This is a genomic window from Streptomyces sp. NPDC091412 (assembly GCF_044756885.1).
Lineage (GTDB): Bacteria > Actinomycetota > Actinomycetes > Streptomycetales > Streptomycetaceae > Streptomyces.
Genome location: NZ_JBIVTV010000014.1, coordinates 185,370 through 196,041, shown reverse-complemented (window position 1 = coordinate 196,041; position 10,672 = coordinate 185,370). Strand labels below are relative to the sequence as shown.

General features: G+C 72.5%; 8 protein-coding genes. 3 read left to right on the top strand and 5 right to left on the bottom strand.

Going from position 1 to position 10,672, the window contains the following annotated elements; translation table 11 throughout:
- Positions 1-203: 203 nt before the first annotated feature.
- On the bottom strand, positions 204-1,010 hold the full coding sequence (locus tag ACIQMV_RS28615; RefSeq protein WP_402596238.1) for a ribonuclease BN: 807 nt from the start codon (positions 1,008-1,010) through the stop codon (positions 204-206).
- A 540-nt stretch (positions 1,011-1,550) separates the two neighbouring features.
- Positions 1,551-1,772: a hypothetical protein gene (locus ACIQMV_RS28610; RefSeq protein WP_141364311.1), complete on the bottom strand. Its 222-nt coding sequence runs from the start codon at positions 1,770-1,772 to the stop codon at positions 1,551-1,553.
- A gap of 257 nt (positions 1,773-2,029) precedes the next feature.
- On the opposite strand from ACIQMV_RS28610, the gene ACIQMV_RS28605 reads away from it, so the two are divergent.
- Positions 2,030-4,276 (top strand): tetratricopeptide repeat protein, encoded by a 2,247-nt coding sequence (locus tag ACIQMV_RS28605; RefSeq protein WP_402596237.1) that lies wholly within the window; start codon positions 2,030-2,032, stop codon positions 4,274-4,276.
- A 192-nt stretch (positions 4,277-4,468) separates the two neighbouring features.
- On the opposite strand, the gene ACIQMV_RS28600 is transcribed toward ACIQMV_RS28605, so the two are convergent.
- Entirely contained in the window at positions 4,469-4,606 is a 138-nt protein-coding gene (locus ACIQMV_RS28600; protein WP_172633111.1) for a hypothetical protein, read from the bottom strand.
- Positions 4,607-4,892: 286 nt separating this feature from the next.
- On the opposite strand from ACIQMV_RS28600, the gene ACIQMV_RS28595 reads away from it, so the two are divergent.
- A complete protein-coding gene (locus ACIQMV_RS28595; protein WP_402596236.1) occupies positions 4,893-5,462 on the top strand; it encodes a hypothetical protein in 570 nt (189 codons plus the stop codon).
- Positions 5,463-6,014: 552 nt separating this feature from the next.
- On the opposite strand, the gene ACIQMV_RS28590 is transcribed toward ACIQMV_RS28595, so the two are convergent.
- Complete coding sequence (locus ACIQMV_RS28590) at positions 6,015-6,461, bottom strand: helix-turn-helix domain-containing protein (protein WP_402596235.1); 447 nt, start codon at positions 6,459-6,461, stop codon at positions 6,015-6,017.
- Positions 6,462-6,760: 299 nt separating this feature from the next.
- Between ACIQMV_RS28590 and ACIQMV_RS28585 the strand changes: the two genes are divergently transcribed.
- Complete coding sequence (locus ACIQMV_RS28585) at positions 6,761-8,329, top strand: phytoene desaturase family protein (RefSeq protein WP_402596234.1); 1,569 nt, start codon at positions 6,761-6,763, stop codon at positions 8,327-8,329.
- Between the two features lie 361 nt (positions 8,330-8,690).
- On the opposite strand, the gene ACIQMV_RS28580 is transcribed toward ACIQMV_RS28585, so the two are convergent.
- On the bottom strand, positions 8,691-10,652 hold the full coding sequence (locus ACIQMV_RS28580) for a PQQ-binding-like beta-propeller repeat protein (protein ID WP_402596233.1): 1,962 nt from the start codon (positions 10,650-10,652) through the stop codon (positions 8,691-8,693).
- Positions 10,653-10,672 lie beyond the last annotated feature (20 nt).

Here is a 10,672-nt window from a genome sequence, read left to right as displayed (position 1 = left end):
CCCCGCCACGACCGGCCGCCCCGCCACGACCGGCCGCCCCGCCACGACCGGCCGCCCCGCCACGACCGGCCGCCCCGCCACGACCGGCCGCCCCGCCACGACCGGCCGCCCCGGCTCCCACCGGGCCGGCGTTTCCGGCGATGCCGCGCCTTCCCGGTCGCCGTACCGGCTCCCTCCCTTATGCCGTCCCGTGCGGCGCGGACTCATTCCTCGGGGCCCTCCTCGTGCTCCAGCAGGTGCCCCATGCGGTCGCAGAACAGATGGCCGAACAGCGCGCCGCCGTAGACGACGAACCCCGCGCCGACCAGCCAGGACTCCACCACCAGGATGGTGCCGATGGCACCGTAGCTGAACGCGTTGGTCACGATCAGCGGGGTGAACACCAGGAACGAGAAGGCCCGCAGTCCCACCAGGCCCACCATGGTGGCGACGGCGCCGGGGAGGAGGAGCCGCCAGCGCACCTGGTGGCCGAGCAGGAAGTGCGGGCCCCACCAGAAGAACAGCACGCCGATGCCCACGCTCAGCAGCATGCGGTAGGTCCCGTCGAACACGGTGCGGGTGAGCACCTGCACGTACAGGTACACCATGAGCGCGATCAGCCAGACGGCCTGCCGCCAGATCCGGTGCCACGGTCCGGCGGGCAGCCGCCAGACCCGCTCGTAGCCGTTCTGCACGCTCGACGCGAAGGACACGCCGAACACCGCCAGCAGCACCAGACCCCACACGCTGGTGCTGCCCGCCACTTTGCGGGCCGGGCTGAAGACCTCGGAGAGCACGTCGGCGGACCGGCCGGACAGGTCCATGCCGTCCACCAGCCACAACGCGAACCCGCCGTGGTGCAGCGGATCGAGCGCGGCAACCACGATCAGCAACGGGGCGAGGGTGACCAGGGAGAGCGTGGCGAACCCCATCGCCCGGTGCATGAGCTCCAGCCGCTTGCCACGCCGGTAGAGCTCAGCGGCCCACCCCAGGTGTGTCGTCGGGCGATCGGTGGACTCCCGCTCGCTCAACTCGGCCGCCGTGAGCGCCCGTCTCCGCGACCGGTGCCGTTCGACGCCGGGCGGGACGGGGTGGGACGTGACATGACGACGGCGCCTCCTCTCCGGGTCCCGGGTGACCGGCACACGGCCCCGCGCATACCCATCATCGCGACCCGCCCGCCCGGCCGCACCCGGGCACGCGGGAATGCGGCAGCGGATCGCGGCGCGGGGCAGGCGCGATCGAGGGCGACGACCCGTCCGCCGTCGATGAGGAGGGATGGCGGACGGCCGAGGTCGACCACGAGCGGGGGGCCGTCACCACTGGATACACCTCCGCCGAGAACACCACGCGGATGATGGTGACCGTGGTGACGGCCGGCACACCGGACGGTGAGCAGAACGCCGCCGCCGGAGCGGGCGCACCCACCGTCAGCGGAGCCGGCCTGAAGCCGGGCACACCGGGAGCACGGCCGCCCCTCCACGCCCCGCCGGCCGCTCACCGAGGCCCCTCCCGCCCGTGGACGAGAAGGGCCCCCTTCGCTTGGGGTGAGGCTGTGCCTCAGCGGTCCGTCACATCCTGGTACAGACCATGTGCTCCGAGACCCAGACCCTCTTGCCGTGGCGGGTCTCGAAGTGTGCCTTGACCTTGTGACAGTGGTGCGCGGTCGAGTACGAGGTGGTGCTCTTCGCGGGCGCTGCCGACGCGGTGCCCACGGACACCATGGCCGCGCCGCCCGCCATCACGCCCGCAGCGAGGCCGGTGGCCAGCGCGCGGGTGAATCGACGTCGCATAGCCGGCTCCCTTTCCCTTGGAAATCAGGTACGTTGCCCATTTTTGTCACTGTCCTGAGCGCCTGCATCAGGGCTGGTAGACGGGCCGGCTCCGGGACCTCGGGTCCGTCCCGCCCCGTACAAAGCCGGGCGACGGCTCGCCATACTGGACGAGGGCCTCCCCGCGGATCGGGCCGCGCCGGGACGGGCCAGGGGGCGGCCCGTACGGCGGGCACGGCCCGGAGAGGCGGGGTACACGGCGACGGGGGCGGCGCGAGATGTCGGAGACCATGCTGATCCAGGGCCGTTACCGGCTGCTCGACACGATCGGGCGCGGCGGCATGGGGGAGGTCTGGCGGGCGCGGGACGAGTCGCTGGGCCGCCATGTCGCGGTGAAGTGCCTCAAGCCGCTCGGCCGGCACCACGACCCGTCCTTCACCCGCGTGCTGCGCGAGCGGTTCCGGCGCGAGGCCCGGGTGGCCGCCGCGCTCCAGCACCGCGGGGTGACGGTGGTTCACGACTTCGGCGAGTCCGACGGCGTGCTCTACCTCGTGATGGAGATGCTCGACGGCCGCAACCTCGGACAGCTGCTGGAGGACAACGACCACCGGCCCCTTGCCGTGCCCGACATCATCGAGATCGCCGAACAGGTCGCCGCCGCTCTCGCCTACACCCACCAACAGGGCATCGTGCACCGGGATCTGAAACCGGCGAACATCATGCGCCTCACCGACGGCACGGTGAAGATCTGCGACTTCGGCATCGCCCGGCTCGGCCACGACATCGGCTTCACCGCCCGGCTGACCGGCACCGGCGTCGCCATGGGCACCCCGCACTACATGTCGCCGGAACAGATCGGCGGAACCGAGGTCGACCAGCGCAGCGACCTGTACTCACTGGGCTGTGTGCTGTACGAACTCGCCACCGGGTCACCGCCGTTCGACTTCGACGACGCCTGGGCGATCCTCGTCGGCCACCGCGACACCGCGCCCGAGCCGCCGCGCCGCCACCGCGCCGAACTCCCCGAGTACCTGGAGCGGATCGTCCTCGACCTGCTGGCCAAACTGCCCGAGCAACGACCGGATGACGCACACGAGTTGAGCCGCCGTATCATCGCCGGCCGCACGGCGGCGCCGCGGTACGCGCCCACGGTGGCCACTCCGCTCCCACGGCCCCACCCGCCCGAGCCGACCGGTCGCGACGCCCGCCTGCCCTCGTGGACACAGGGCATGACGACCGGTCACAAGGCGGCCGGAGCCGGAGGGCCGCGCAGCGCACGCCCGGACGCGGCGGGCGGCCTGACCGGTGAGTGGATCCCCCGCGCCGCCGACGGCTCCGCGGAGACCGGGCGGACGCCCGGCGGGTGGCCCGTCCCGCCACCGGAGGCCGTCGGAGCGCTGGCCGACCGGCACCGGGCGGGCCTGAGCCTCGGCCGGCTCGGCCGCTGGGACGAGGCGGCCGAGACGCACCGCGCGGTCGTCGGCGAGCGTGCGCGCCTCCTCGGCCCCGACCACCCCGACACCCTCGCCAGCCGCTACGAACTCGCCTTCGGCCTCAGCCGCACCGGGCGCGCCGCCGAAGCGCTGCGCGAGTACAAGCAGGTGGCCGAGGCGCGGATCAGGGCCCTCGGCTCCGACCACCCGGACACACTCGCCGTGCGCCAGGAGATGGCGTACGTGCTGGGCCGCCTGGGCCGCCACTTCGACGCGCACCAGGTGTACGCCGCGGTGCTCGCCGCGCGCGAGCGCATCATGGGCCCGGACCACCCCGACACCCTGCGCTGCCGGCACAACCTCGCCTTCAGCCTCAGCCGGCTCGGCCGCCTGGACGACTCCTACCGCATGGCCTCGCAGGTCGCCGCCGCCCGCGCCCGGGTGCTCGGGCCGCAGCACCCCGACACTCTGGTCACCAGGTTCGAAGTCGCCTACGCGCTCGGTCAGTTGGGGCGATGGGTGGAGGCCCTGGAGACCTACCGCGACGTCGCCGAAGCACGCGCCCGGGCACTCGGTGCCGACCACCCGGACACCCTGGCCGCCCGCTACGAGGTCGGCATCAGCCTGGGCCGGCTCGGCCGCAGCGCGGAGGCGCTGCGGCTGTACCGCGCCCTGATCGACGACCGCACCCGGGTGCACGGCCCCGCGCACCCCGAGACCCTGCGCGCCCGCCACGGTTTCGGGGTCAACCTCGGCCGGCTCGGCCGCTGGGAGGAGGCCCTGGCCGAGTCCCGCGACGTGTGCGCGATCCGCGGGCGCGAGCTCGGCCCCGACCACCCCGACACCCTGGTCAGCCGCCGCGAGGTCGCGGTGAGCCTCGGCTGGCTCGGCCGGTGGGCCGACGCGCTCACCGAGTACCGCGCCGTGGCCGACGCCCGCGAGCGCGTCCTGGGCGCCGGCCACCCCGACACCCTCTCCAGCCGCACCGACGAGGCCCACTGCCTGGAACAGCTCGGCCGCGGCGGGGAGGCCGTCGAGCTGTACCGCAGGGTCGCCGTCCTGCGCGGACAACGCGCGGCCGACGGGCCCTAGGGTCTCTCGTTTGGATCATGCCGGGCTGATCCAAACGAAAGACCCTAGTTGTGCTGTGACCGGAAAGGTTCACCGCGGCGAGAGTGACGGTCTCCTGTTGTGGCGCTGGAACGTCCCTCAACAGCTGGTCTACGACTGGCCGATGGGATGTGCGAGGTTCAGGATCAGGTGGTGACTGGTGACCCATCGCTCTCACGCCTTGAGGCCGAATATCACCAGCACAACCAACACCATGAACAACGCCCAGCCGAGAGCCAGGGCAACCCCCACATACCCGATCCACCGGCTGACCGTGGCGATTACAGGCTCGTCATTGTCCGGGTTCTTCACGATCCCCTCCCAGCGCAGAGGCTACCCGCGTGTCCCGAACTCCTGCGCGGCACGTCCGGCTGCAGGCCCAGCACCAACTACCCTGCCCGCGGCCTTGGTTCGGCCCGCGCGGATCCGGCCCATGGCCACCTCGAGTGCTTCCCGGCAAGGGCCGGGATCTAGGCTGTGGCCTGCGACCGCCAGCTTTTCGTAAGACCACACAATTCACGATGATCGACGGTGGCCGTACCCGTCTCCACACCTGCCCCAACCAGCAAAATCACGATCTACAGCGGGAGTGCTAAGCGTGGCCCTGGCCCGAACACGCCGTGTTTCAGCAACCGTCACCGCCCTCGCGGTGACGGTTCTGGCCGTCTCAGGATGCAGCGGACAGCAAGAAGACGCCGATCTGTCGGGAACTTCCGCCACCCCGACGCATACCACCACATCGGCAAGCCGCCCCGAGGGGGTGAGCACGACAGAAGACGCATCGCCTGAGCAAACGCCGGCAGTCTCCTCGATGTCTCCTGATCTTCCTCCCGCCGTAGCGACAGCGCCTGCCGCTGCGCCGACGAGAGACGGAGACACCAAGGTCTACACGTTCGGCGACATTGAGATTCGGCTCACCCCGAACGAACTCGGCGTCTACACCGCCATCCACATCCCCAACCTGTCGCGAAGGGCCATGTACTTCTCTGTCACAGTGCGCGTGACAGGGCCGCACGGATACGAGGTGACGATGAAACGCTCCTTCCCCAGCGTGCTGCCAGGGGACTCAGCGCGGGAAGCGGGACTTCTCATTGACAAAGACGAAGCTCCGGTACCAGCCGACCCCATAGCAGAGATCGTCACATTCGAGCAGACCAACAACGGATGAATAACTCTCTGCCAAGGCCAAGTAACCGTGGTGCTCCTCAGCACAGACGAGGCTGCGGCCGCCATCGGGACGGAGCGAGGTCCGCGTCAAGACCCTCAACCTGGCTCCGTCATTGCACCCGACATCGACCAACAACGACGGAAGTCCACGGCGTCCGAGCTGGTCAGAGCCGTGGGCTTCTTCTGTCCTGCTGGTCAGCCGGACCGCTGGACCGACCCCAGCACTGCTGGGTTCCGGACTATGTGCGCTCGTGGCACTTCTATGCCGTCGCGCCACTCGCTCCAACCGTGACGAACCGTCTCAGGCCGTGTGCGAGAGGATGATGGCTGTGGTGAGTTTCTTGCTGGTTGCTGGTCGGCAGATGGTGGCCGGCATCTGTGAAGGCATCGTTGACGGGGCCTGCTTCGCCTTGACGACGGGTGCAGCAGTACCGGGCTGAGTCCAGCGTTTTCATCTGCTCCCCGACATCCATTGGTCATTCACGGAGTCGATCAACGATGGGATTGAGCCAACGTCGGGCCCCGGCCGGAGCCGTCGTCATCTGGGGCCGTATCAGGCAACGTTCGCCCTGTCGACCACGGCTTGTAGCCGCTCGTCGCTCGCGTGGCGCACAGCGGTGGACCGGGCAGCGACGGCGTCCGGTACGTGAGTGCCGCGGCGACCTGGCCGCGCTCGTCGTGGCCGGCCTCCTCCGGGTCGGCGCACCGGGTCAGGCATCGGGCGTGGGACGATGACCTGCTCGACGTCGGCGTCGGTGATCTTCCGCGGGACCCCGGGCCGCGGCTCGTCGGACAGGCCGTCCAGGTCGCGTTCGAGGAACCGGCGCCGCCACGTGCGGACCGTGTCCGGAGAGGTGCGCAGCCGGCGCGACACCTCCATGATCGAGTGCCCGTCGGCGCACTCCAGCACGATCCGCGACCGCTGGGCCAGAGCCTGGGCCGTCGTGCGGCGACGCACCCAGCCCTCCAGCACGGCCCGCTGGGCATCGCTCAACGACAACGGCGGAATCTTCGGACCCGGACGACTCATAACCAACGGCAAATCTCCGACTCAGGTCACTAGGGTCTTTCGTTTGGATCAGGCCGGATCAGGGAGCGGGGTCTGGTGCCGTGCATCGCAAGGCGGAGGAGGGCGGCAGGGCGGAGCCCTGCCAACCGACGACAACGCGGCGAGGCGCGGCACCAGGGCCCGCGAGCCCGGCATGATCCAAACGAGAGGCCCTAGACTAGGTGTGCCGTCCCGGATCCGCAGCGGGCCGCGCCCTGGCCGAAGTGGATCACCGCGTGTTACGAAGGACCATGAGCGCACACGAGGGACACGGGACGTACGACGTCGTCATCGTCGGCGGCGGGCACAACGGACTGGTCGCCGCCGCCTACCTGGCCCGGGCCGGACGGTCGGTGCTCGTGCTGGAGCGGCTGGACCACACCGGGGGCGCCGCCGTCTCCACCCGGCCGTTCGCCGGCGTGGACGCACGGCTGTCCCGCTACTCCTACCTGGTCAGTCTGCTGCCCCGGAAGATCGTCCAGGACCTGGGCCTGGACTTCCGGCTGCGTACCCGCACGATCTCCTCGTACACGCCCGTCGAACGCGCGGGGCGGCCCACCGGACTGCTCGTGGGCGGCGGCGAGGAGCGGACCCGCGAGGCGTTCGCCCGGCTCACCGGCTCCGACCGCGAGTGGGAGGCCTGGCAGCGCTTCTACGCAATGACCGGCCGCCTCGCCCGCAGGGTCTTCCCCACGCTCACCGAGCCGCTGCCCACCCGCGAGGAACTGCGCCGCCGCGTCGACGACGAGGATGCCTGGCGGATCCTGTTCGAGGAGCCGATCGGCGTCGCCGTCGAGGACCGCTTCGCCGACGACCTCGTACGCGGAGTGGTCCTCACCGACGCCCTCATCGGCACCTTCGCCGACGCCCACGACCCGTCCCTGGCACAGAACCGCTGCTTCCTGTACCACGTGATCGGCGGCGGCACCGGCGACTGGGACGTACCGGTCGGCGGCATGGGCGCCCTGACCGATGCCCTCGCCGCCGCGGCCCGCCGGGCCGGCGCCGTCATCGCCACCGGCCACGAGGTGACCCGGGTGGCGAGCGACGGGCGCGCCGCGGAGGTCACGTACCGCACCCGCGACGGCGAGGCCACCGTCGGCGCCCGGCACGTGCTGGTGAACGCCTCCCCGCAGGCCCTGGCCGCGCTGACCGGCGAGGAGCCGCCGGAGCCCGCCGAGGGCGCCCAGCTGAAGGTGAACATGCTGCTCAAGCGGCTGCCCAGGCTCCGCGACACCGCCGTCGACCCGCGCGAGGCCTTCGCCGGGACCTTCCACATCGCCGAGGGGTACCGGCAGCTCGCCGACGCCCACGCGCGGGCCGCGGCGGGCGAGTTGCCCGCCGCACCGCCCTCCGAGATCTACTGCCACTCCCTGACCGACCCGACCATCCTCGGCCCCGACCTGGTCGAACAGGGCTACCAGACGCTCACCCTGTTCGGCCTGCACACGCCCGCCCGGCTCTTCGCCCGGGACAACGACGCCGTACGCGGGGAGCTGCTGAAGTCGACCCTCGCGCAGCTCGACGCGCACCTCGCCGAACCGCTCGCCGACTGCCTGGCCACCGACGCCGACGGACGGCCCTGCATCGAGGCGAAGACCCCGCTGGACCTGGAGCGGGACCTGGGCCTGCCCGGCGGCAACATCTTCCACCGGGCGTTGAGCTGGCCGTACGCCCAGGAGGGCACCGGCCGCTGGGGCGTGGAGACCCGGCACGCCAACGTGCTGCTGTGCGGCGCGGGCGCGGTGCGTGGCGGCGGGGTCAGCGGAGTGCCCGGGCACAACGCCGCCATGGCGGTGCTCGAAGGCCGGGACGCCTGAGGACGCGGCGCCCCTCGCCCCCGCAGGCCCGATGGACGCGGAGTGCCGCGGCTACGCGGGGCTGCTGGACGCGGTCACCCGTCCCGCGTCCGCCGCCGAGACCCCCGTGGACCTCTCCCGACGCCTCGCCACCCGCGAGGGGGCGCTCAGGCCGCCGCCTGCCTGCGGCCGCACGGCGGCGGACTGCCCGCCGCGCCGGCCGTCGGCGTCATCGGCTGAGGCGGCCCGGACTACCTGCAGCGCCGCCATCGGGCCACCGAGGCCACGCCCCCGCTTGGCGAAGACCCACGCCCTCGCACGGTGGGGACCCGCCCCCCCCGCACCGTGGAGACCCGCTCCCGCGCACCCGCACCCCCCTCCGCTACCGGACCGCGGTGGTGTTCGCCGCCGCGGCGGGCAGTGTGTGCAGGGTTCCGCCGGACGAGGCGGCGTGAACGCTGCGGCCACCGGGGGAGCAGGCCGTGGCCAGGATCTGCCCGCCGAGGTCGAAGCTCTGCAGCGACGCCCCGTCCGCCGCGTCCAGCAGATGCAGCCGGCCGCTCCAGCCGCCCGCGTACACCGCGACCCCGTCGGAGCACAGCGCGAAGAACTCCTCCCGCTCCCCGTGGTGCGCGCGCCAGACCGGCTCGCCGGCCGCGGCGCCCAGGCAGTGGACCGTGCCCGCGACGTCCCCGACGATCACCGTGTCGAGCACCCGGACCGGCGGGGCGACCACCGGCGCGCCGAGCCGGACCTCCCACACGGCGGAGCCGTCGGCGGCCGCCAGGCACCTCACCGTTCCCTCCCCGTCCGCGACCACCAGATGCTCCTCCCACGGCAGCGGCGGTGCCAGGACCGGGGCCGGCAGCCGTGCGGGCGCCTTCCAGGCCAGGGCGCCGTCCTCGTCGTCGACGGCGAGGATCTCCGCGCCCCGCTCGGCCGACAGGTACACGTGCCGGGCGCCGGCGACCACCGGGACGGCCGGGGCGCCCGACGTGTCGGTGAGGGGGTCGGTCTCCCACCACAGCCGGCGGGTGACCGCGTCGAAGTGGTGCAGCCGGCCGGTCGCGTCGCCGAGGAACACGCTCCGCCCGCGCAGCAGCACCCGGGCATGGGCGAGGCTGCCGGTGGCCGAGGACCACCACAGGCGGTGCTGCCGGATGTCCCAGGACTCCAGCCGGCCGTCGGCGTCGCACACCAGCAGCACGTCGCCGTCCGCGCACAACTGCACCGGAGCGGTGAAGTCCGGCCTGCGGACCTTCTCCCGGCCCGTGGCCGCGTCCAGCCAGCACACCGCGCCGCCGCCGTCGGCCACGACCACCCCGTCCTCCTCGGTGGCCACGACGCACTGCGGCCACTCCCCGACGTCGGCGCTCCAGCTGCGCCGTCCCGGACGGAACGGCACGGTCAGATCGGCGACGTTGCCCGCCCCGGCCAGGAAGTCCCGCAGTTCCGCGCGGTAGGCGGTCAGGGTGCGGCCCACGTCCTCCGGCAGCCGCAGCGCGCCCGGCCGGCCGAAGCCGTCGGCGACCTCGTCCAGCCGGGGACGGTCGGCCGGATCCTCGGCCAGACAGGCGCGGATCAGCCGGCCCGTGGTGTCGTCCGGCAGCCCGGACAGGTCGGGCGCGGCCCCGCTGACCCGGCGCACCAGCATGGCCCGGGCGTCGTTCTCGGCCGTGTACGGCGGGTGGCCGGTGAGGGCGTACAGGACGATGCCGGCGATGCCGAAGACGTCGGTCGCGAGCCCGGTCCTGGCCAGCCCCCGCACCTGCTCGGGGGCGCAGAAGTGCGGGTGGCCGATGACCATGTCGAGGGTGAGCGTGACCCGCTGGCCGCGGATCCGGGTCAGCCCGAAGTCGATGATCCACGGACCGTCGTGGGTCAGCAGGATGTTCCCCGGGTGCAGGTCCCGGTGCAGCAGCCCCTTGCGGTGCGCGGTGCCGAGGGTGTCGAGGAGTTCGGCGGCGAGCGTGTGCACCGTGTCGCGGGGCAGCGGGCCGCCGTGCTCCTCCACGACCCGGTACAGCGACAGGCCGGGGATGAAGCGGGTGGCCAGCGTGGGCCGCCGCCCGGCGCCGAAGTCGAGCGCGAGCAGTTCGGGGATGCGCGCGCCCCTGCAGCGCTCAAGCGCCTTGCTCTCCTGGTGGAAGCGCTGCATGTGCTGGGCGTCGTCGGTGAACTCGTGTTTGAGGAGCTTCACGGCCGCCAGCGTGTCCGGGCCGTGCCGTTCACCCGGCCGCCGGCCGAGGTAGACCGTGCCGAACCCGCCCGTGCCCAGTCTGCCCAGCAGCCGGAAACCGGCGGCCTCCGGCGGATCGCCGTCCGCATCCAGCGGCATCACCATGTCCACGTCCTTTCTCCGGG

What these genes read in the sequence shown, in the direction of transcription:
- ACIQMV_RS28610 (WP_141364311.1), bottom strand. Translation starts at nt 1,772, where the DNA reads ATGCGACGTCGATTCACCCGCGCGCTGGCCACCGGCCTCGCTGCGGGC.
- ACIQMV_RS28605 (WP_402596237.1), top strand. Translation starts at nt 2,030, where the DNA reads ATGTCGGAGACCATGCTGATCCAGGGCCGTTACCGGCTGCTCGACACG.
- ACIQMV_RS28585 (WP_402596234.1), top strand. Translation starts at nt 6,761, where the DNA reads ATGAGCGCACACGAGGGACACGGGACGTACGACGTCGTCATCGTCGGC.
- ACIQMV_RS28580 (WP_402596233.1), bottom strand. Translation starts at nt 10,652, where the DNA reads ATGGTGATGCCGCTGGATGCGGACGGCGATCCGCCGGAGGCCGCCGGT.